Genomic DNA, 22,808 nt, shown 5'->3' with positions numbered 1-22,808 from the left:
TCAGGCACCAAACCGCGGCTTATTTAGGGGATCTCCTCCGGTAAATCGCGGCTTTTTTTATATTTCACCATGTGCAGTTGGGTTGTAAGGGCAGACACCTAATCAAGGATTATTCATAGAATGAATAATGAAACAATTAGGAGGTCCCCTATGTATCCATATACAAATTATTACGATGCGGTATATAGACAGACGAATGTCTTGATTCAAGAAATTGAACAGGCAATAAATGGAGAATATAGCGCTATTGAATGTTATACAAGGTTGGCCAATTTGGCTTCAAGTAAGAAAGAGCGGGAGCGGATTTTGGAGATTCGTGAGGATGAGGTCAGGCATTATCAACAGTTTGTTCATATTTATCAAAGATTAACGGGAAGTCCCCCTCAGCCGAAAATCACGGAAGAATGTCCAAACAGTTATGTGAAAGGGTTAAAGTTTGCGATTGAGGATGAACAGAAGACGGTGGATTTTTATATGGAAATCGCCGATAAGGCCACTGACCCGATGATTCAAGGGGCATTCAGAAGAGCGGCGGTTGATGAACAAAATCATGCTGTATGGTTTTTGTATTTTTTTACAAAAGCGAAATCATAGTGTAAATGCCCCCTGAGAAATTGCAATGGGGGCATTTTTGTGGATCTGAGCTCTTGGAGGAGAGGGAATTAGTCCCTGCTTTCTCCGGCTGAATTACTGCTCTCGTATAAATGATCATGGTCGGAGGATGATTCTTGATAGTGGTCGTTATAGTCATTATGAGTACTGTAGGATTTGCTTTTTTCTTTATTTAGGCTTGGGAAGATTAAGAAGGCCAGGATAATTAAAACCGTACCGAAAAACTCCTGTGTACCAAAAATGAGGTAGACTCCGTACACAAGGAGGATGGCACCTATAATTCGCTGAGTCATTCTTACAATTTTCAGAGACATTCCCCCTTCGTTGGAAGTAAGTGTGGGTAACTTCCTCTACCTTATACATAAATATTAAGACTTAGGACCTTTTATACGTTTATAGTAAAAATCAAGGTTGGCCGTCTTTAAAGGACAAAAGCCCCGTAAGTTAGACAGGATGCTATCAATATATAGTCCAAACCTTTGAACATTTTGTTACCATCCTGAGAGAGGCATACCTATAGCAACGCCCAAAAATAAAAGGATGCAGTGTTAAACACAGCACCCCCGTTACAAATGGTGACAGGCACCATTCCCACTATTGCCAACTTTATTCTTCGTCCTTCTTCTGTTGCTTTTTCTGGTGTTCTTCGAGGGCAAGGAGGATGTCCTGGACGTCGATTTTCCCATCGATGTTGAGATCTTGTAAGGTGTTTTCCGGTGCTGCCGGCGGTGTTGGAGCAGGTGCCGCTGATGTCGGAGCAGGCCCGGCGGCAGGTGGAGCGACCACTGCAGCGGAACTCTTGGATTTACCTCCGACAAACGTAAACACTAAAAGAATGAGAACGAGCAATCCTGCTACGCCATCGACGATATAGAAGGTGGCAGCATAATCGGACCATAGCATTTTACTGCTGTCGACCTTCTTCTCAGCATTGGCAATATATTGTTTGATCTCCGAATGATTCGGATAGATCCGCTGAACCGCCTCGAATTTCTCTAAGGCATGCTTATAATAGCCGCCCCAATACAATTCCAAACCTTCCTGGAAAAGCTTATCCGTTTCACTCTTCGTATTTCTTACCCCGGCTTGATTGACAAATTCTTTCACCGTATTGACCGGTACAGCAAAATTAAATCCTTGGACCTCTTGTCCATTAACCGTATCGCCTCTAAAGGTTAATAATCCAATGATTTGCCCTTTATCATTAATGACTGGTCCGCCGCTGTTTCCGTGGGTTGCAGCCGCATTAATTTGAACAACCAGGCTCCCTTGATCGGTCTTTTTCGATGTAGCGGAAATTTGGCCTGCCGTCATTGTTGAAACCAATGATGAATCTGGTGATAAAAGATCAGAATCAGCTGCGGCAGGGTATCCGCTTACCCAAATATTATCTTGATTTTGAATATCATCTGAATTACCGAGTGGGATGGTAGGCAGATTTTTGTCTTCAATTTTTAAAACGGCGACATCTTTTCCTTCATTAATAGGGGCGCCGTAGCTTTTAACCTCTCCATCGAGGATATCTCCACCTGGTAATACAACCTTTAATACTCTTTGAATATCCGTGTATTGGGTATAAGCCACCATGTAATTATAGGCAGTCTCATAATCCACTTTAAAATAATCAGCCACAATAGAAACTAGTTGTTCAAATGCTTCATTAGCAATGTCTTCATCTTTCTTTTGGGTTGCTTCCACTACATGGGCATTTGTGACAATATAGCCATCCGAACTTATGATGGCCCCAGACCCAGATCCGCCCACTACCGATTGATTGTTTAGTTGTTCAAGTATGGCGATCACTTCAGGATCATCGGGATTGTTAAACTGCCAGCTGACCACTGTATAATCGACAATTCTTACAACTGCCGGTTTTGTAAATTCAGCAAGCTTCTGCGCCTGCGCAATTTTTCCTTCGGCTGGTTTAATATTTATTAGGAAAAGGGAGGTAATAATTACCGCAATAAGCAGTAAACTAATCGGTATGGTAAAAAGGGCCTTTTTTTTCAAAATATCACCTCTTGGTTGATTTTAAAATTCACTCTGCAATATATTCCTTGGCATGCGAATGGGAAATTGTCTCATGTTAAATCATTAAAATTGGATGAAAATTTGATGAATTTTTCGGGTATAAAGAACTGATTCAAGGAGTTGGTAAATGGCTAATGAACAATGGAATATAAAAAAAGACGATCCCTATTCAATAAAGGAATCATCTTTAAGTATCTTAACTCTTTATTCAAATGTCCTGTTCGTGGGTGTCCGATTCCCTGTATTGCTTTTGTTGTAAATGATACATAGCTCCAATCATTCCCGCATCATTTTGATGTTTACAACTTTCAACCGGAATCTTAATATCTTTCCACCAATAAAGGCGGTCAAGTTGTTTGTTAATCATTTTTATTAAACCTTCTTGGCTGATTACCCCGCCGCCAATTAAAATTTTTTGTGGATTTAATGTTGCAGCTAGATTATAAATTCCATAACTAAGGATTTTAACCCAATCCTCCACTAGTCTTCTCACTGAATAATCTTTCTCGGCTTTATGAAAAATGGTCTCGCCATCCACATTTTCAGTTTCATTCAAACGCTTTAGTTTTTTATAGGACCTAATTAAGGCAGTTGTAGAAGCATTGTTATTCAATACATCTTCTGTTGACTGGGTAATCATAAAACCGAACTCACCGCCTCTAAAACTGTGCCCATGTACAAGTTTCCCGTCTATAAAAATTCCGCCGCCAATTCCAGTTCCAACTGTTACGCAGATAAAATCAGTACAATTTTTTGCGTTCCCACTTGTTTTTTCTGCAATAGCGGCACAGTTTCCATCATTTTCAACTTCAACGGGCAGAGAAATCTCTTTCTCTAATAACTTTTTAAGATTCTGCCCATCTAATACGGATATAGCTCCCGCTCGTTCTGAGTAACCCGTATGGGGGTTAATATAACCCGGCAAACTAATGGCAACGCCACTCACACTATTATTTTCTGTATAGGTTTTAACCGTATTTACCATTTTTTCAATAAACATTTCGCAGTTTGAGGAGGGGGTACCATAGCTTCCCTTTGAAAGTATGGTTCCATTTTCAAGTAATAATCCGTGCTTAACTTTTGTCCCACCGATGTCAAAGGCAATATACTTTTTCACTTCACTCCCCCTAGTCTTCGCAGGTTGGGATCCTTATAAATTCATACTTTATTAGGATATTCATGACAATATAAATTTCATTACTATTTTTAAGTTGATAGCTATTGGTTTTTTAAAATGCTCTTCAGTTCAGTAAGTAATTTAATGAATACTGGAGTTTCAAATTATATTCCAAACTGCCGATCAAGGTTTTTTACTAATTTACGATAATAATCTCCCCCTCATCTGGAGTAGGTGTCTGAAATTCGTTGTAAATCTGTTTTAATACATCTTGAGATAGTCGTTTCAACGGTTTGTTACGTTCTTTGCATGTTTTGTAGTCCGTATCAACGTAGTAAATACTTAATGTAAGTCCGAACTCTTTAGCCACCTTTATCCATCTTTTGCGACGCCCCCTTGTCCTATTTGTAGTATCAACAATTACCTTATGTCCACTTTTTAGTAAAGACCTGACCATAAGTTCGGCACTTTCCCATACGAGCGGTTCTGCTTCTGCTTTATAAATTTCGCCATGTAAAGCTAGCCTGATATCATCCAGAGATACACGAACCCACCCTTGGTCTTGAAGCAATCTGGCGTATGTTGATTTTCCGCTAAGCGGCATCCCACACATAATACCCAATTTCAAGTCACATCTCTCCCTTATCAGATTCTTGCCTGCACTCTATTAGACAAACAACCCAACTGTAATCGTGTCTTACTTTATGTAATGCAAGTCAGAGTAAATTTGACAGGGACAAATTAACTGTATTGTCTGACGGTAACAAGCTATTTTCTTGAATAACTAATTTTTGGGTGAAACTGTGATACAAGCCGTTTCCATTTCATAGCAAGATACATAAAGCTAACAGTATAGTGTAATTAATCTATACTTCTGGAAAGATTATATTTTTCCAAAATTACAAAAAAGGAGAGGGAAACTTATGGTGAGGAAAGCAATTGTCCCTGCCGCCGGATACGGTACTAGGAATCTTCCTATTACAAAAGCAATACCTAAAGAAATGTTTCCTTTAGGCTTAAAACCGGCCATTCATCATATCGTTGAGGAGGCGGTTCAATCAGGTATTGAACAATTATTAATCATAATTTCCAATTCAAAACATTCTATCTTGGACTACTTTGACCGTTCAGTGGAGTTAGAGGACTTTTTAAAAAGCAATAATAAGGAACATATGCTTAAACATTTAGAACTTCCAAAAATAGATATCACTTATATCCAACAACATTATGCTAAGGGACTAGGGGACGCTATACGACTAGGAAAAGAATTTGTAGGAGATGAACCATTTGGAGTTCTATTACCAGATGATTTTGTTTTATCCGATCGAAGCCCCGCTCTTAAACAATTAATTGATGTATATACTGAGACAAATAGTAGTGTTTTAGGATTAAAACAGGTAAATCAAGAACAATTAAAAAACTACGGAGTTATCCAGGGTGCTACTAATACTAATCTCATTCAAATTGAAAATATAGTGGAAAAGCCTAAACAAGACCCCCCTTCAGATTTAGCTGTTATCGGAAGATATATTCTTACTCCAACTATTTTTCAATGTATAGAGGATCTAACGGAAGGTGTTGACGGAGAACTTCAGTTAACAGATGCCATTAAATTTTTGCTGAGGATCGAACCTATATATGGAAAAATCGTATCTGGGGATCGTTACGATATTGGTAATTTAGAGGAATATGTAGAACTCATGAAAATAATGAGTATGAAAAAATAAATCGACTAAATCCCATAAAAGGAGAGAGTTTTTGTGTTAGACAAAGTTTCAATTATTATTCCTTTCCAGTCGGATTCCGGCCCAAGAGCTAAGGCATTTGAATGGATTAAACAGTATTATGCACGTGTTATGCCCGAAGCAGAGATATGTTTAGGATTAATGAATGACAAGGAAATTAATAAATCCAAGGCGGTTAACCTAGCAGCTAAAAAAGCCACAAGAGATATTTTCGTAGTAGCGGATGCGGATGTGGTATATGATCCTAACCTGATTGAGGAAGCAATAAAAGTACTCAAAAAAGGTGGTTTTGTAGTACCTTTTACAGAAGTCTATAATGTTGAGTTCGATGGTACGAAGAGATTACTTAAAACAAAACCAAAGTGGCCCTTAGATTTAAAATCAGGAGAATATTATAAATCAAATTGGGTCTATGAAGGTTTTGCTGGAAAACTCTTTGTTATTTCTAGAGAAAACTTCGAAGCAGTCGGAGGTTTTGATGAGCGATTTATTGGTTGGGGCGGGGAAGATGATGCCTTTTCCCATGCAGCTCGGACAATTTGTGGCAAGCTAATAAATCTGGAAGGGAAAGTATTTCATTTATGGCACCCAGCTTCAAGCTATAAAACAAATCCCAACGGTAAATCCAATGGTAAACTTCTTGGCCGTTATGAACGTGCTAGCGGAAATAAGGAGAAAATGAAGAAGCTCATTGAGGAACGGAATAGTAAACAAGAACAAAATCAAAATTATAAAAATATTTTACCAGAATCACCAAAAAGTAAAATATGTTTTGCAATCCTTGTTCATAAAGATAGGGACTTAGTCAAGCAGTTAATTGACAATGTCCGATACTATTGCCCCAACAGTACAATGGTATTATACAACGGGGGGAATGATCCAACACTTTGTGAGGGGTTAGGTGTGCCCGTTTGTCCAACTAGCCGTAAGTTAGAGCGGGGATGGACGACCATTTATTTTATCGAAATAATGGAATGGTTAGAAGAATTGGGAATTGAGTATGAATATTTTATTAATATCGATTCCGATGCACTGTTCGTTAAAAAGGGATATGAAGAATTTATTCAAGCTCAAATGAAGGATGCCGACTATATGGCGGTCAAGCTACGAATTCCCGAAGAAGAATGGTATATTGGAAATGAACTTAAGAAAGATAGAAAAAGGTGGAAAGCAATATTTAATCTCAAACCCTTCTACGGAGTTTTCAATGTGGGACAGGTAATTTCCAGACCAGTGGTTAAAGCATTACTAGATCCAGAAAGAAAACAAAAGTTAAAAAATGCTTTAATAGAAACAATTTCTTTTGGTACGGATGAAGTATTTTACGTAAACATGGCTGTGGAACTAGGATTCAGGGTAAAAAGCTATCCAAACAAAATGGACGAAAAGATGATACGATATCGGCCTTACTTTACCGTGAAAGAAATGATTTCCTATCTAAATAAAGCCGAGAATAGTTGTCTATGTCATCCTGTCATTCGAGATCAAGCTGATCCTGTCAGGAAACTAATCCTTAATTTGGAACATGAACTTAATACAAAACTGTATAAAAGTAAGGAATACCCATGGTATGAAGATAATTCGAATAATTACTCAGTGTCTCTTCCAATTAAAAGTAAATTTGGGAATTCAGAGATTGTTGTTCGATCAGGTTCCTCCTTGGTCCACTATTATCAGGATCCTAATGGGAAATGGAATAAAAGTAAGACGTTTGCTAAAGGTGTTATCGGAAATCCTATATTTTTTGAAAATAATTCAGGTCAATTTGGTGTGATTTGTAAACTAAAAACTGGTGGAATTGGATTTTGGCTGCGAGACAACAATAAAGATAGCTTCCCTTGGTATGGACCAACTAATTATAACCTTGAGAATGTAGATCCGATAATGGCAAGTAAGCTTCCGAATGGTGAACATATCATTGTGTTTAAGGATGAAAAGAAAATATTTTATTGGGAACTGGATAAGGATAAATGGTATAAGGTCTTTCCGACTAATAAGTAAATCAAAACATAGTATAAATGATTCAGTAAAGCCTCCACATATGGGGGCATTTTTTTTATATACTATTAATTGGAGCGCAGGAGTTTTGATATGATAACTATATAAGGGGGATAAAGCATATGAACTTAAAGAAGATTCATCACGTGGCTGTCATTTGTTCCGATTACCAAAAATCAAAGGATTTTTATGTAAGAATTTTAGGTCTTACACCAATAAGAGAAGTGTACCGAGAGGAAAGGGAGTCCTATAAGCTGGATTTAGAAGTCGGAGGACAATACCAAATCGAGCTGTTTTCATTTCCAAACCCGCCAGCGAGGCCGAATCGTCCGGAAGCCGTTGGGTTAAGACATTTAGCTTTTGAGGTAGAGGATATAGAGGAAGAAGTGGCTGAGTTAGTGAAGCATGATATTTCAGTAGAACCAATCCGTGTCGATCCGTTCACAAACAAAAAATACACCTTCTTCGCAGACCCTGACGGCCTTCCCATTGAACTTTATGAGCGGTAAAAAAACTACGGTGACTGTCACCATTTCTACTATGGTCAACTAGGAATGGTGGGAGTTCTCGAGATGAGATTTCCCCACAAAAAGATGATGGCTCCTAAGCTGCTGGTTCATTCCATGATGATGCATAGGATCTATATAATGAAAATACAATATTCCATACTTCTCTCCAATTTACGCTATTTTCACCATAGCCTATGAACCAACTCCAATAATTCTTGGGTATCAGCCCGAACTCGGCTCAACTAACACCAAAACAGGAAGAAGGCCCCCACGAGTGGTGCCTGTCACCATTAGCACTGCGAATACAATGATTACCGTTGAATCCCACCATCTAAATGTAACCTTCACCATAAAAAATACGTCTTAAGTCTTAGATTCCTTTCCGTTTGTGGTCTATGGCAGGAAGGAGTTTTTTCGTGTATTGTGGAAGTAGTAAATGTTATATTCTTCTAATTTGAAAGGTGTTTTTCAAGTTTGTGAAACATTTATTTACTTATTTCGTATCTATATAAAGGATTATTAAGTCAGGAGTCGATCCATTATGAACCCAATTGTTGCATTCCTAATTCGCTCGTTTGTGGCTGTTCCCGTCACTATCATTACATGGCTTGTCTGTTATATCCCGCTCGATTTTACATTCTGGTCATCCACCTTGTTTGCGATCCTTGGCGGGGCTCTTACCCATATGATTCTGTCGTTATTTCAAAACACCAGCTATTTAAAGAAGCATCAGCTTACGAGGAAGGAATATCGCTATATTAAGAAGAACCTAAAAGAGGCAAGGCTAAAAATGAAACGTTTGAATAAAAGCATCTTTAAGATTCGTGATATTTATTCTGTAAAGCAGCGAATTGAAATTAATCGAATCACCAAAAAAATACACAAGATGACTACGAAAGAGCCGAAGCGATTCTACCAGGCGGAAGAATTTTATTTTTCCCATCTTGACTCACTCGTTGAGCTGACAGAAAAATATAGTTTCCTTTCTTCACAGCCAAAACAAAATAGCGAGATGGGCCAATCACTCATTGAAACTCGAAAAACATTAAATGAATTATCTAAAGTAGTAGAAGAGGATTTATATCGGGTTATTTCGGATGATATCGATACGTTAAATTTCGAAATAGATGTCGCAAAACATACGATTCAAAAGAAAAAAGAACTTAAATTTCCTGAAGAAAATAGGTGGCTAAAATGAGTGAACAAAATCCGATCCCTAAGTCAGGGGATTTGTTAGATGATATTCTCGCCAATCCTTTTGGTGATACCGAACCATTTGATCTTGCTAAAAAGCAGACACCGTCAACAAGTGAAGCAAGGCCTGTTAAATTGATAGATGTGATTCCAGAGGAAAATAGGGCCAAGGCCTACCAGCTTGCCGAGCAAATTGATCCGACGAATCACCAGGCGATGATTTCTTACGGAACCCAAGCCCAAGGAAAGCTGTTATCGTTCTCCCATACGATGCTCGAGCATGTACAGAAACAGGATGTTGGGGAAATAGGCGAAATTATTAATGATTTAATGAAAAGGTTGAATGAGGTCAATCCAGATGAATTAAAGGATGGGAAGCCATCCTTATTTGCCCGTATGTTTGGAAAAATATCGGGCTCCATCCAAGAGGTTCTTTCCAAATACCAAAAAACAGGTGCGCAAATTGACCGGATTAGTGTGAAGCTGGACCGCAGTAAAAATGTGCTTTTATCAGACATAAAGTTGCTAGAACAGCTTTATGAAACCAATAAAGAATATTTTCATGCCCTTAATATTTATATTGCGGCTGGGGAAATCAAGCTCGAAGAAATGGAGACAAAGATCATCCCGCAGTTGAAAAAAGAAGCCGAAGCGGCCAACGACCAAATGAAGTTTCAAGAAGTCAATGATATGATTCAATTTGCCGACCGATTAGACAAGCGTCTTCATGACTTGAAATTAAGCCGGGAAATCACGATTCAAAGTGCGCCGCAAATTCGATTGATTCAAAATACCAACCAAGCCTTGGTAGAAAAAATCCAGTCATCAATTATGACCGCGATTCCTTTATGGAAAAATCAAGTAGCCATCGCGTTAACATTAATCCGGCAGCGGCATGCAGTGGAAGCCCAAAAGCAGGTTTCGAAGACCACCAATGAGCTTCTATTAAAAAATGCAGAAATGTTAAAAACCAATACCATTGAAACGGCGAAAGAAAATGAACGCGGCCTCGTTGATATTGAAACTTTAAAGAAAACCCAAGAAAGCTTAATTTCAACATTAGAAGAAACCATGCGGATTCAAGAAGAAGGCCGCCACAAACGCCGGCTCGCCGAACAAGAACTCGCCAACATGGAAAACGACCTGCGCGTAAAATTATTAGAAATAAAAGGAACAACAAATAACACTAAAGAATAGCACTCCAGAGATTCGAAAAACGGGGGTCCCCACTGCAAACTAAACGCAGCAGCGACCCCCGTTTTCTATTATATTGAGATTAGAAATGGTGCCTGTCACCATTCCCCCTACTAGGGTATTAGAAATGGTGCCTGTCACCATTCCCCCTACTAGGGTATTAGAAATGGTGACAGGCACCGCTAGTGCTAGTTATTTACCTGGATTGTTTCTTGGTATTCTTCTAGAGTGATTTTTCGACTCGTGATTTCCTGTGCCGCTTTTTTGCCGACATAGCGGAGGTGCCATGGTTCATATTGGTAGCCTGTAATATCATCTTTTCCTTTTGGATAGCGGATGATAAAGCCAAACTCGTCTGCATGTTTCTCCAGCCACTTGGCAGCAGCTGTCCCCGCAAAACAATCCTCGGCCGCACATTTTCCGTCACCGCCTGTTACATCAATAGCAAGGCCTGTCTCATGCTCGCTAGTGCCTGGCACAGCACTATAAGTCTTTGCTGCTTTAACCCCATCAATACTTACATAGTGATTGAACAAAGCGGTTTGGACAGCATGAGAACGATATGCAGAAACACCAAGGAGGCTGACTCCATCTTGCTTCGCCCCGAAAAACAATTTTTCAATTGCTCGGGCCGCGCTGCTTCGCATCAACCGTTTTTCCACTCTCTCTTTAAAAATAAACGGGATGTCAGGGTCAACTAAATCACTCGGTTTATAACTATCGGGCAGCTTATTATACTTATTAACTAGGACCGGTATGGCTGAGGGATTGGCGACAACCTCAATACTCTTCTTATTGTTTAAATTCTTCGCATTCATCACATTTTTACTGGGAGCAGTCGGCTGACTTTCAACAAAATTCTGTTTCAATGAGCAGCCGGCAAGCGGGGATCCAATTACCATCATAAAGACTATCAATAAAGGTAGTTTTGTCATAGTTAACGTCCTTTTTAACAAATTCACTTCCTTAATATCATTGACACAATGAAAGACTTTAAAACGTCTACATCCACTAAAGCGGTGTCTTTGAATGCGATACGGAATGATGGGACCAAAGCCTCTTTTATTTTCTAAATACGTTCCTTATAGTTTTTATAAGCACATAAATCGTACGAAACGGCAAAACCATTGAAAAATGGTGACGCAAAACTACAGGGGCTAAGGTTTTTCTAGACGATGCTCGCCAGTTACCGAACACGACAAACTCCTGCGGTTTATGTAAACAACATTTAGGAGGTTTTCATGTGTTAAAACTGTTAATAAAAATCAAATACTACTATCATTTATTCCAGCATCGGCACCATCAACTGTTGCAGCAGGATTGCCTAAACGAGGAGCTTAGAATGAAGCTAAAAGTCAAAGCACTATACCACAACAGTAAGGCAGTCGAAATTGGCTTAAAAATGTAAACCATAAAAATGATTGAAGTAGAGAAGCCTAGGAACCAATCCTAGGCTTTTCTATTTTTTCAAACCTTTGAACAAAGTTACAATTGCGGCAGGCACGGCCAATTAATCTCTTTGTCACGCTATGCTCATAATAAATTTCTTCAAAGCCACAGACAGGGCATTCGATAATATGGAATATTTGTCGTTCTCCTAGTACGGCATCTAACAATGATTCAAAGTACATTAATTTGCCCCCTCATCTAGTATTTCTTTAAAGAATAGCAAATACTAAAAGTGAAAATAGAAGAAAATTGTCAAGGTGGACAAGAATGTTTTCGACATCCCTCAAAAGAGGAAAATAGTCATAAAAAAGGAGAGAACTACATGAAAAAAATTAATGATGAAACAAGTCAAGGTCTTAATCAGATCTTCGAGATTATTAACGCAAAGGGTGATACTGGTGAACTAACAGAAATTGTTGAACAAACTAACGGGTCAGCAAGCCAAGATGAACAACAACAAAGTGAGTGAAAAGACCTAGATCTATATCTAGGTTTTTTTGTGGACAAATCGGAGTGAAATGTGGATAGACACCTTGAAAATGTGGATAAAATTGTGAATTTAGTGAATAATTCAGTTTTATTTGTGGGCAACTAAATACACTTTTGAGAAACCACTAAAAATTCAGAAGATATCCACATAAACTGTGAATAAATAGTGGGAAACTGTTGATATCTTACCTCTAATTGTGGATAGCCTCTCCCAATATGTTAATAACCTGTGAAAAAAACCCTTTCATTTCGCAAACCTACCTGGTCTTTATACCTATATTCAAAAAACAAAATGACATTTGTCATCTTACATTGGTGACATTGCTTACTAAAAATCATCCTCCCGTCATCATAAAATAAAAGCAAGAAAGTAGAAGGTGGGGCGGATTATGGGAAGCTGTATCAGTTCTTTAGTAATCGCGACCCCTGCATATCCGTTACCAGCTCGCGTACTTTTGGCATGACCTCAAGCTTTACCACTTGCTTGCATTTTAGAACTGAACTGGATAGTTTGAACGGGCCGCACGGTCTGCTCAAAGACGGGGATCAAGAGAACAAGAAATCATCCATTTTTTTAAAATAAGGCAGATAGCCGTGTACGACAAAGCTTTATATACATATAAATATAGAGATTTTAACGATATAAAACCATAGTTTTTTGGGCCATCTAAAAACTATGTAAACCAATTACAATTATGAGAACAGTAAATGAAGAAAGGGGGAGGCTCATGGATCAAAATCATGATAGAGTTAATGAAGTTTATTATGGTTCGTTATTTAACGAAAGAACTCAGCAGCTTTTAAGAGAACGAATCCTGTGGATTTGCGAAAGGGTTAGAGGGGAATATATTCTTGATGTCGGCTGCAGCCAGGGGATTACTTCTATCCTACTGGGGAGACAAGCCTTCAAAGTCACAGGTATTGATAGAGAAGAGCAAGCAATAGAGTATGCAAATAAAGAATTGGAAAAAGAAGAGCCTGACACAAGAGCTAATGTAACTTTTATTCATGCTAACGTGTTAACATACAATTTTGATATCCAATTTGATACCGTAATATTGGGGGAAGTCCTTGAACATTTTATCCAACCAGAATTAGTTGTGGAAAAGGTTTGGGGGGGATTAAAGAAAAATGGTTGTTTAATAGTTACTGTTCCTTTTGGAATTAACAATCATCCAGATCATAAACAAACCTATTATCTTTTCAATCTGCTAAAACAAACTCATCCTTTTTTTACAATTAAAAAAACGAAAATTATCGGTAAATGGTTATGTGTAGTATTAAAGAAACGTACAAAAAAAGTCGAGGAAGCACTTACTTATGTACCAGTTAAAGCAGTAACTTTTGCTGAATCTGCCTTTTTTGAAAGGGAGAAAGAATTAAATCAAAAAATTAAAATCCTCCAAGATCGTTTGAATGATTTAATGGAAAGACAAAAACGTAAGGATTAGTGATAAAATGCAAAATAAAAATCTAAGGATAGCCTGTATACTTGATGAATTTAGTTATGAGGGGTTCAAGCATGAATGTGAACTAGAACAATTGAAAGTTAATACATGGAAAGAGCAATTAATACAATTAAAACCGTCACTCTTACTGGTAGAATCTGCTTGGAAAGGAGTGGATAAGGAATGGCGTAATAAAATAGCTAATGTAAAATCGTATTACGTACCATCCGTAATACAAGAGTTGATTAATTATTGCAAACAAAATAAAATCATAACGGTTTTCTGGAATAAAGAAGACCCGCCCAATTTTGAATATTTTATAGATACAGCAAAATTATTTGATTATATTTTTACAACAGATCAAGAAAGTATCCCAAAATATAGAAAGTATGTAGGGCATAATAACATTTTTTGTTTACCCTTTGCAGCTCAGCCTCAATTGCATAATCCTATTAATAGCCAACTTGCAGAAAAGAAAAATATTGCTTTCGCGGGAACCTATTATCCTAATAAACATCCTGAACGGATGATAGATATGAAAATGTTATTGAGTGCGGCAAAGCCTTTTGGGTTAGACATTTATGACAGAATGTTCCTTGTCAAGAATTATCATTTTCCCGAAGAATTCCAAACTAATGTAGTAGGAACATTAGATTATACTGATTTGTGCGAATATTATAAAAAGTACAAAATATTTTTAAATGTCAATTCAGTTAAGAATAGTTCTACTATGTTTTCAAGAAGGGTGTGCGAATTACTGGCATGCGGAACAAACGTAGTGAGTTCTTATTCTAAAGCATTAGAAAATATGTTTTCGGACGTTGTGCCATTATGCAGGAATGAAATGGAAGTTAAAGAAGCAATTAAGAATTTTCTTACCAATACTCATTTAAGTAGAGAATATAGCTTGCGTGGAATTAGACAAATCTATTCAAAACATTTATATAGACATAGATTAAATGAAATTTTAGATAAAATCGGCATTAAAATGGAACAAGCATCTAGAGGAGTCACGTTATTTTGCCATTTATCCTCCCCCGAGAAACTAGATGCATTACTCAAATGCTATTGGAACCAAACCTGGAATCCGACTGAATTAATCATCGTAACAAAAGGATGGGATCGGGACTCTTTTTTAAAATCAAAAGCTTTATGTGGTAGAGATACTTCAATCAAGTTTATAAACCTTCCACTTGAGAGCACAATCGGAAAGTGTTATAACATTGCGATAAAGAACGCCACTTACAATTTTGTATCGAAAATACACGAAAATTGCTATTATGGGTCTCACTATGTAGAGGACTTGATGCATGCATTCGAATATTCTGGTGCGGATTTAGTAGGCAAAGGCGCTTATTTTGAATATTTGAGCCAAAAGGATACGTTAATCAAGATTTTTGAAAAGAAAGAAAATAAGTTTGTGAAAAATGTCCATGGATCGGCTTTTATTTGTAAGAAGGACATTATGAAAAAGATAATGTTTCAAGAGGATCTAAAGTATGAACTAGAAATTGATAAAAGTTTTTTTAATGCTTGTCAGACTTTAAAAGTAAAAATATATTCAAGTGATATGTTTAATTTTCTACGGTATAACAACGCAAGAGTTATTAATCTGAAAAATGGTAGTGTTGAAAAAATGGACAAACTCAGTAAACCTGAGGAATACGTTGAAATTTAGAAAGCAAAATTCAAAAAGTTTTTATCTTTTATAGGGAGGGTTACCATGTTTGAAAACAAAAAAATTCTAATTACTGGTGGTAGCGGCTCATGGGGAAATGAGCTTACCAAACAACTTCTTTTAAAAAAACCTGAGGAAATAAGGATTTTTTCAAGAAATGAATTTAACCAAGTGACAATGCAAAGAAAATTTAATAATCATCCTTCACTAAAATTTATTATTGGAGACGTAAGGGATTATGCAGCATTAGAAAAAGCATGTGAAGGTATTGACTATTTATTTCATTTAGCTGCATTGAAGCACGTACCCATCTGTGAATATCAGCCTGAAGAAGCAATGAAAACAAATGTAATAGGAACTGAGAATGTTATAAAAGCAAGTATTGCTAATAAAGTGAAAAAAGTAATTGATGTATCAACAGATAAAGCGGTTGATCCTATTAATTTTTATGGGATGACCAAATCTTTAGGAGAAAAACTCATGCTGAAGGCAAATGGAGAAAGTAATCATACGGAATTCGTTTGTATTAGAGGCGGTAATGTGTTAGGGACAAATGGAAGTGTAGTCCCGCTTTTCAAAAAGATGATTGAAGATGGCGATGATATTACGATTACTCTAAAGGAGATGACAAGATACTTTTTAACTGTTGGAGAAGCCATTGAACTCTTACTTAAGGCTACAGAAGAAACAATTGGCGGCGAAATTTATGTTATGAAAATGAAAGCTTGCAATATCTTGGATCTTGCGGAAGTAATGATTGAAGAACTCGCAACAAAACCAGTAACCATTAAAGAAATAGGCATCCGCCCCGGGGAAAAATTGCATGAGGTACTAGTCGCTGCACACGAAGCTCCGTTTACTCATCAATATGATTCACAATACTATGTTATCCTTCCCTCCAATCCTTCACAAAACCTAGTCAATAAATATAATCGTTATGAAAAGGTTAGCTTTACACGATACCAATCCAATGACTTTTTAATGTCCAAAAAAGAGATTGCCGAAATGTTAAAGTTAGGTGGATTTATTTAATGAAAATCCTAGTTTTAGGCGGTACTGGCATGGCCGGTCATCTCATAAAAGAATATTTTTCAGGACAAAAACAGCATGAAGTATGGTGGACAACCAGGAAAATAGATGAATCAAATGCAAATTCCGTTATTTTGGATGTAAGAAACCGAGATGCTGTTAAAAGGACTATAGAACACCTCCAACCCAATGTAGTTATAAATGCCGTTGGAATTTTAAATGATTCAGCGGCTCAGAATGTTCTTGATTCTATTACCGTCAATAGTATTTTGCCTCAGTTTTTAGCGAAATTAAGCTATCAATTAAATTTTTACTTGATTCACATAAGTACGGATTGTGTTTTCTCAGGAAGCAAGGGTGACTATGGTGAACAAGATGCTAAGGATGGAAGTTCTGTCTACGCACAAACAAAAAGTCTTGGTGAAATTGTGGATTCAAAAAATCTAACCATCAGAACATCCATCATCGGGCCGGAGCTAAAAAGTGATGGGATCGGGCTGTTCCATTGGTTCATGCACCAAACTGGACAAGTTAAGGGATATAAAAAAGTTTTCTGGAATGGAATCACTACATTGGAGCTTGCAAAGACCATCGAGAGGATACTTGCTAATCCAGTTAGTGGGCTAATTCATTTGACATCAAAAAACAAAATATCAAAATATGATCTTTTGAATCTGTTAAAAGTCAATTTTGCAAAAAAGGATGTAACAATCCTCCCTGATGATCAAATCATATCAGATAAGAGTTTGGTAATGACCAGAAAAGATATACCATTTGTCCCTAAAGATTATAAAGACATGATTAGTGAGCTTTATAAATGGATGCAGAAACATTGTCATTTATATCACCAATACTTTCGTTAAGCCTTAAAAGCAACTTCCAAGATGAAAGGAATTGATTCAATGAAGAAAAAAATAATTGTCCATATTGCTTTTAATACGTTTGGGTTTACTAATGATCGTTTAACCGAGGAATGGATAAATAATAGAATAGATTTATTTATGAAATACACGGTACAAAGCTTAAAATCGCAAACAAATCAAGATTTTTTAACCTTAGTCCGCTATGAGGATTCAACAAAGCAGCTTATAGAAAATGCAATTTCAAAATATGAAAAATTGCCCAATAATATTATATTTACTGGAAAAAAAGAGTTCCATCAAATTTTATCACAAAATATAAAAGGTTTTGATTACTTATATTTAGTCAGAATTGATTCAGATGATATGTACCATAAAACATATATCGATCAATTGCATAAGTTTCGGCACAAACCTGAAACTGAAGTAATTATTAATCAAAATGGATATTTGTATGATATCACCACCCAGCAGGTGGCAGTTATTCACTATGAGTCACCTCAGTTTTATACTCTTGTTTATAACGTCAAAGATTATATACAAGGAAAGCGTTATACACTTCCTGGTGGCCACGCAGGAGCAATAACCCTGAAGCATGAAATTATCCAAAAGAGAAACTTCCTTAATATAATCCATCAAAAAAATACCCTTCCGAAAATCATTTCTAAAAAAAATAGTATATTAGCAGAACAAGAAGCGATGGAAATATTGAAGCAATTTAAAAACTAACAGGAGGTCAGGATGTTGAAAATAATGACAGTTCTGGGTACAAGGCCAGAAATTATACGCTTAAGCAAGATTATTACTAAACTTGATCAATATGCGGATAAACATTTACTAGTTCACACTGGCCAAAATTATGATGAAAAACTAAGCGACATTTTTTTTGAACAACTTAAAGTTCGGAAGCCGGATTATTATTTACAATTATCGAACTATTCTATTGGAGCGCAATTAGGAGAGATCTTTACTGGAGTGGAACAAATAATTATGCAACATAGGCCTGATAAAATGCTGGTTCTCGGGGATACCAATAGTGCACTCTGTGCTTTTCTGGGTGAAAGATATGGTATACCTGTGTATCACATGGAAGCAGGAAATCGCTGTTTCGACCATTCCGTTCCAGAAGAAATAAACCGAAAGGTCATAGATGCCATATCTTCCTTTAACCTTCCCTACACTAAAATCTCCAAGGAAAACTTAATACGGGAAGGAATTGACCCTCAAAGAGTTTGGGTCTCAGGAAACCCAATATTTGAAGTATTAACTAACTTTCGTGACGAGATAGCTAACAGCAAAATATTAAGCGAATTGAACTTACAAAGTAAACAATATATTGTGGTCACGGCCCACAGAGCGGAGAACGTCGACAACAAGCAAAAACTAAATAATATTATAGCAAGCCTATCGTTGATTGCTAAAAAGTATAGTATCCCAATCGTGTGTAGTGTCCATCCAAGAACTAGAGATAGGTTGAAAAATTTCGGTATCGCAAATAATGATCCCTTAGTGAAATTTTGTGAACCGTTTGGATTTTTTGATTTTATTTGGCTGCAGCAAAATGCTAAATGCGTGATTACCGACAGTGGAACGGTCCAAGAAGAAAGCTGCATCATGAGAGTTCCGTCAGTCACCATCAGAAACAGCACGGAACGGCCTGAAACTGTTATGTGCGGCAGCAACGTTGTATCTGGATTGGATGTCGAAAATATTGTAAGATCTGTGGAACTGATGATGAATGCAAAAACGGATTGGGAAATGCCTGAAGGGTACACGGATCCAAATGTTTCTGAAAAAATCCTTCATTTTATACTTGGAGGTCTTCGCCACTAGTGATGCCTACTAAAAGTCGCTTGCACAACCCCCCGTGTCCCAGCGGCTTTTTTAATAATCGTTAGGAATGGAGAAGAAAACATTACGTTACAGTGGACAAACGTTGTACCGTATTCTCTCTGACTATCCATAATTTATTTAAAATGGATATGTCCGGAGAATAATTATTCTTGAAATCAGTAATAGAGGAACTAGGGTCCTTGCCATAACAACAAAGTAGTTATTTTAGATTTATAGTAGGTTTTAATAGATAAATTGTTAAGGAGGAACAAAATGAAGGTATGTATAGTAGGTTTGGGATATATAGGATTACCAACTGCAATCATCTTTGCTCAATCGGGTTTTGAGGTAATAGGAGTAGATATTAATCCAGCAGTCATTCAGACCTTGAAAGAGGGGCGAGTTCCGATAGAAGAACCTGGATTACAAACGGTCTATGATGAAGTACGGAACAAGGGGACATGGAAGGTATCACAAACACCAGAAGCAGCAGATGCGTTTATTATAGCGGTGCCAACTCCTTTTAAAAAAGGTGAAACAAAAGAATGTGATCTGAGCTATGTAAAAGCGGCCCTTCGATCACTACTGCCTTACATTCAAGAGGGGAACCTCATTATTGTAGAATCTACAATTGCTCCTAGAAGTATGGAGGATGAAATAAAACCGGTATTAGAGAACGAAGGATATGTAATTGGGTCTACTTTATTTTTAGCACATTGTCCTGAAAGAGTGTTACCAGGGAGAATCCTATCTGAGTTAATAAATAACAATCGCATTATAGGGGGAATAACGCCTTCATGTACAGAAAGAGCATGTCAAATGTATCAAACTTTTGTTAATGGGGAGATCATTAAGACGGATGCGAAAACAGCTGAAATGGCAAAGGTAATGGAAAATACTTTTCGTGATGTCAACATTGCATTAGCAAATGAATTATCCAAGATTTGTCATGAATTAAGCATTAATGTATATGATGTGATTCGTATCGCAAATAAGCATCCACGTGTAAATATCCATCAGCCTGGGCCTGGTGTTGGGGGACATTGCCTTGCGGTCGACCCATATTTTATTGTGTCTAAATCTCCCCAAACAGCAAAGCTAATTGGCCTATCGCGTGAAATTAATTCTACTATGCCTGATTATGTGACAAACATTATTCTTCACCTTATGAAAGAAATAGAAGGGTCGGTCATAACTATTTTTGGACTAACTTATAAAGGGAATATTGATGACATCCGAGAGAGTCCTGCGTTGTCTATTTATAAGAAGTTAATGGCACTGGAGACCTATGAAATCCGCGTTTATGATCCACATGTGTCGATGCCTTTTGTTGAGAAGGATATAAATAAAGCTGTGGTGAATAGTGATTTAATAGTAGTTTTAACTGATCATAACGAGTTTATTAGATTATCGGGTGTAAAATTTTCAGACATGAATCATGCCCGTGTTTTCGACACGAAGGGTATCGTGGAATGGGTTGACGAAACCGTTGAATTGATTAATTTTGGGAATTTATTCGAGTTCATAAAAAGGGAAGGAGAATTACAGGACGGAGCGTAATCAATAAATTAACGGACAACTCCCATTACAAGTGATTAATCTATAAAGATAGAGGTTGCCCTCAATAATTCTCTGTACCGCTATAATAGTGTACTTCTTCTTTAATGCCCCAACTAACTGTACCACTAATCTTTTATCCACTCCTTTTTCATCTCTAAATACTTTTTTAATATTTGATACTCCATCTGAAAATAGGTTATTTGATTATTTTTCCTCGCATCTGATTTAATTTTACTTTTATACACGTTTCTCTCATACTATACACCTCCTATAAATGGACTTATTATAGTGCACCATTTAGGAGGTGTTTTCTATTGTCTTATTTATTAGGTTAGTCTGACAAAACACTCATACTTTCAGGAAAAATCCTAACGAATAACTATTCACAAAAAAACGGCACAGATCCTCGTGTATATAGGAATAATGCCGGCTGGTGATTGTTAATTATTTAATTTGCTAATCATTTATGTGTATTATTGATAATTTCTAGCACTTTTTGACTAACTCCGCAATTTCCATATGGATGGCTCCAAATTTTGTTGTCACTGTCAATAGTATTTACAATATGAATTAGTTTATCAGTGGAATAGCCTGCCAATCTATTAGCTCCACATTCAATTGTCTCTGGTCTTTCTGTATTCTCTCTTAAAGTTATACATGGAGTACCAAGAATACATGATTCCTCTTGTAGTCCGCCGCTATCCGTTAAAACTGCTTTTGCATTTTTTTGAAGTAAGACAGAGTTTATAAAATTAGTAGGTGGATCTAGGATCATTATGTTTTTAGACTGAATGAGATGAAATAGGTGATAATCTATTATTTTTCTCTTAGTTCTTGGATGAAGCGAAAACACAATTGGATTATTTGATTGATCTGCAATATAACGAAGTGCTTTTAGAATTGACTGAAGGCGTAATGGATCATCTGTATTCTCCTGTCGATGTACAGTGACAAAGTAAAAATTCTTGGATTCTAAAGACAAAGAGTTTAAAAAATCAATCGACTCAAAATTTTTACTAACATAATCCAAAGCGTCCACTAGAGTTTGTCCCACCCTATAGACTCCATTTGTAATACCTTCTTTTTTCAAATTCTCACTTGCAATATCTGTTGGTGTAAATAAATAATTTGCTATGTGATCGACTAAAAGTCGATTAATTTCTTCGGGCATTCCTCGATCAAAACTTCGGAGACCTGCTTCAACATGCGCGATTTTAATATTCATTTTTACTGCTGCAAGACTGGCTCCAAGCGTTGTATTGGTATCCCCATGTACGATAATGGTGTCGATTTTTTCTTTATCAATTATTTCTTCTACACCCTTCATAACTTTAGATGTTGTTATAGCATGTGATCCAGAACCGACTTTTAGATTGTAATCCGGCTGAGGCAGGGAAAAGTTATCGATTACTGTCCCATCCATAAAGTAGTCATAGTGCTGTCCAGAGTGAATGAATAAGTGGTCTTCATTTAATTCCTTTAATCTTTTAATTAAAATGGCCATTTTAATTAATTCGGGTCTTGTCCCAACCACGACAGCAATTTTCATGTTTACCTCCTAAAATCATGTATTTTTATCCCTTAGATTATATATATGGATCGAATCAAGAAAGGTATAATTAGTAACCTATCAACTATTAATTTTTCATAATAATCTATGGTTATTTTTTTCGTTCTCCTTACAAATTATTACTACAGTATAATATATGAATCTTAGGACAGGCATGATTGGGCTTATACGAAAAAATGAAAAAAGTGAAAAAATAACCCATATGCCATTTGTATTTTGATAAGGGTTTTTTCTTGAAAGTAACATAGGAGCGAAAGATCATAAGAACCTGTTAATTTGGCCGAGAGGAAGTCTAAGTTAAGAATCTTAACTTGTGGAGGTATTTAAGTCGTTTTTTTATTAATATAATTATTCAGGAAAAGTATTGACTAATCTATCAATCTTCTGTAATATAAAAAAAGTCCTCAGTAAAGGGATGGAATAAGAAGAAAAAGTTATTGACTTTAATAATTTCACATGGTATAGTAATTAAGTTGCCTTTTGGTGATGAAC

22 protein-coding genes and 1 riboswitch are annotated in these 22,808 nt (G+C 36.8%); of the genes, 15 read left to right on the top strand and 7 right to left on the bottom strand.

Annotated features, from left to right (window positions below):
- Window positions 1–150 precede the first annotated feature (150 nt).
- The gene (locus AAHB15_RS27020; protein ID WP_335572463.1) at window positions 151–594 is read left to right on the top strand and encodes a ferritin-like domain-containing protein; all 444 of its coding nucleotides are present in this window, start codon (window positions 151–153) and stop codon (window positions 592–594) included.
- A gap of 68 nt (window positions 595–662) precedes the next feature.
- Here the strand turns inward: AAHB15_RS27020 and AAHB15_RS27015 are convergent, their stop codons facing one another.
- From AAHB15_RS27015 to AAHB15_RS27000, 4 genes are all read right to left on the bottom strand, one after another.
- Window positions 663–926 (bottom strand): hypothetical protein, encoded by a 264-nt coding sequence (locus AAHB15_RS27015; RefSeq protein ID WP_342043684.1) that lies wholly within the window; start codon window positions 924–926, stop codon window positions 663–665.
- 292 nt (window positions 927–1,218) lie between these two features.
- Window positions 1,219–2,622 carry a S1C family serine protease gene (locus tag AAHB15_RS27010; RefSeq protein ID WP_342043683.1) on the bottom strand — a complete coding sequence of 468 codons (1,404 nt, stop codon included), beginning with the start codon at window positions 2,620–2,622 and terminating at the stop codon, window positions 1,219–1,221.
- A gap of 229 nt (window positions 2,623–2,851) precedes the next feature.
- A complete protein-coding gene (locus AAHB15_RS27005; protein ID WP_335572460.1) occupies window positions 2,852–3,760 on the bottom strand; it encodes an ROK family protein in 909 nt (302 codons plus the stop codon).
- 196 nt (window positions 3,761–3,956) lie between these two features.
- Complete coding sequence (locus tag AAHB15_RS27000) at window positions 3,957–4,373, bottom strand: ATP-binding protein (RefSeq protein ID WP_335572469.1); 417 nt, start codon at window positions 4,371–4,373, stop codon at window positions 3,957–3,959.
- A 310-nt stretch (window positions 4,374–4,683) separates the two neighbouring features.
- Here AAHB15_RS27000 and AAHB15_RS26995 point away from each other — a divergent pair, with 310 nt between their 5' ends.
- The 5 genes from AAHB15_RS26995 (at window position 4,684) to AAHB15_RS26975 (ending at window position 10,403) form a co-directional block, all read left to right on the top strand.
- Window positions 4,684–5,487, top strand: a complete 804-nt coding sequence (locus AAHB15_RS26995; protein ID WP_335572459.1) for a UTP--glucose-1-phosphate uridylyltransferase — start codon at window positions 4,684–4,686, stop codon at window positions 5,485–5,487.
- A gap of 33 nt (window positions 5,488–5,520) precedes the next feature.
- Window positions 5,521–7,506, top strand: coding sequence for a glycosyltransferase (locus tag AAHB15_RS26990; protein ID WP_335572458.1), 1,986 nt, complete (start codon window positions 5,521–5,523; stop codon window positions 7,504–7,506).
- A gap of 119 nt (window positions 7,507–7,625) precedes the next feature.
- Window positions 7,626–8,012 carry an SMU1112c/YaeR family gloxylase I-like metalloprotein gene (gene gloA2, locus AAHB15_RS26985; protein WP_335572457.1) on the top strand — a complete coding sequence of 129 codons (387 nt, stop codon included), beginning with the start codon at window positions 7,626–7,628 and terminating at the stop codon, window positions 8,010–8,012.
- A 541-nt stretch (window positions 8,013–8,553) separates the two neighbouring features.
- Window positions 8,554–9,210, top strand: a complete 657-nt coding sequence (locus AAHB15_RS26980) for a 5-bromo-4-chloroindolyl phosphate hydrolysis family protein (RefSeq protein ID WP_335572456.1) — start codon at window positions 8,554–8,556, stop codon at window positions 9,208–9,210.
- Entirely contained in the window at window positions 9,207–10,403 is a 1,197-nt protein-coding gene (locus AAHB15_RS26975) for a toxic anion resistance protein (protein ID WP_335572455.1), read from the top strand. Before AAHB15_RS26980 ends, AAHB15_RS26975 begins: the two co-directional genes overlap by 4 nt.
- Window positions 10,404–10,588: 185 nt before the next feature.
- Here the strand turns inward: AAHB15_RS26975 and AAHB15_RS26970 are convergent, their stop codons facing one another.
- Window positions 10,589–11,335, bottom strand: a complete 747-nt coding sequence (locus tag AAHB15_RS26970) for a M15 family metallopeptidase (protein WP_342043682.1) — start codon at window positions 11,333–11,335, stop codon at window positions 10,589–10,591.
- Between the two features lie 172 nt (window positions 11,336–11,507).
- A riboswitch (cyclic di-GMP riboswitch) is annotated at window positions 11,508–11,594 on the top strand.
- Window positions 11,595–11,643: 49 nt separating this feature from the next.
- Between AAHB15_RS26970 and AAHB15_RS26965 the strand changes: the two genes are divergently transcribed.
- Entirely contained in the window at window positions 11,644–11,808 is a 165-nt protein-coding gene (locus AAHB15_RS26965) for a hypothetical protein (protein WP_251572959.1), read from the top strand.
- Between the two features lie 28 nt (window positions 11,809–11,836).
- Here the strand turns inward: AAHB15_RS26965 and AAHB15_RS26960 are convergent, their stop codons facing one another.
- The gene (locus tag AAHB15_RS26960; RefSeq protein WP_335572453.1) at window positions 11,837–12,031 is read right to left on the bottom strand and encodes an acyltransferase; all 195 of its coding nucleotides are present in this window, start codon (window positions 12,029–12,031) and stop codon (window positions 11,837–11,839) included.
- Window positions 12,032–12,171: 140 nt separating this feature from the next.
- Here AAHB15_RS26960 and AAHB15_RS26955 point away from each other — a divergent pair, with 140 nt between their 5' ends.
- The 8 genes from AAHB15_RS26955 to AAHB15_RS26920 all read left to right on the top strand — a co-directional run bounded on the left by AAHB15_RS26955 (window position 12,172) and on the right by AAHB15_RS26920 (window position 20,746).
- Entirely contained in the window at window positions 12,172–12,318 is a 147-nt protein-coding gene (locus AAHB15_RS26955; protein WP_335572452.1) for a hypothetical protein, read from the top strand.
- A gap of 748 nt (window positions 12,319–13,066) precedes the next feature.
- On the top strand, window positions 13,067–13,789 hold the full coding sequence (locus AAHB15_RS26950) for a class I SAM-dependent methyltransferase (protein ID WP_335572451.1): 723 nt from the start codon (window positions 13,067–13,069) through the stop codon (window positions 13,787–13,789).
- A gap of 7 nt (window positions 13,790–13,796) precedes the next feature.
- Window positions 13,797–15,464 (top strand): glycosyltransferase family protein, encoded by a 1,668-nt coding sequence (locus AAHB15_RS26945; protein ID WP_342043681.1) that lies wholly within the window; start codon window positions 13,797–13,799, stop codon window positions 15,462–15,464.
- 45 nt (window positions 15,465–15,509) lie between these two features.
- A complete protein-coding gene (locus AAHB15_RS26940; protein ID WP_342043680.1) occupies window positions 15,510–16,496 on the top strand; it encodes a polysaccharide biosynthesis protein in 987 nt (328 codons plus the stop codon).
- Window positions 16,496–17,356, top strand: a complete 861-nt coding sequence (locus AAHB15_RS26935) for a dTDP-4-dehydrorhamnose reductase family protein (protein ID WP_335572448.1) — start codon at window positions 16,496–16,498, stop codon at window positions 17,354–17,356. The genes AAHB15_RS26940 and AAHB15_RS26935 overlap by 1 nt, the downstream gene beginning before the upstream one ends.
- 39 nt (window positions 17,357–17,395) lie before the next feature.
- A complete protein-coding gene (locus AAHB15_RS26930) occupies window positions 17,396–18,082 on the top strand; it encodes a glycosyltransferase family A protein (RefSeq protein WP_342043679.1) in 687 nt (228 codons plus the stop codon).
- Window positions 18,083–18,094: 12 nt separating this feature from the next.
- Window positions 18,095–19,186, top strand: a complete 1,092-nt coding sequence (gene wecB, locus AAHB15_RS26925; RefSeq protein ID WP_335572446.1) for a non-hydrolyzing UDP-N-acetylglucosamine 2-epimerase — start codon at window positions 18,095–18,097, stop codon at window positions 19,184–19,186.
- Between the two features lie 273 nt (window positions 19,187–19,459).
- Complete coding sequence (locus tag AAHB15_RS26920) at window positions 19,460–20,746, top strand: nucleotide sugar dehydrogenase (RefSeq protein ID WP_342043678.1); 1,287 nt, start codon at window positions 19,460–19,462, stop codon at window positions 20,744–20,746.
- 460 nt (window positions 20,747–21,206) lie between these two features.
- Here AAHB15_RS26920 and wecB (AAHB15_RS26915) read toward each other — a convergent pair whose 3' ends face one another.
- Window positions 21,207–22,295 carry a non-hydrolyzing UDP-N-acetylglucosamine 2-epimerase gene (wecB, locus tag AAHB15_RS26915; protein ID WP_335572444.1) on the bottom strand — a complete coding sequence of 363 codons (1,089 nt, stop codon included), beginning with the start codon at window positions 22,293–22,295 and terminating at the stop codon, window positions 21,207–21,209.
- Window positions 22,296–22,808 lie beyond the last annotated feature (513 nt).

This window comes from Bacillus sp. OTU2372 (assembly GCF_038440275.1).
Lineage (GTDB): Bacteria > Bacillota > Bacilli > Bacillales > Cytobacillaceae > Neobacillus > Neobacillus bataviensis_B.
Note: the sequence above shows the minus strand (reverse complement) of the source record. Positions and strands in the feature narration are given on the sequence as shown.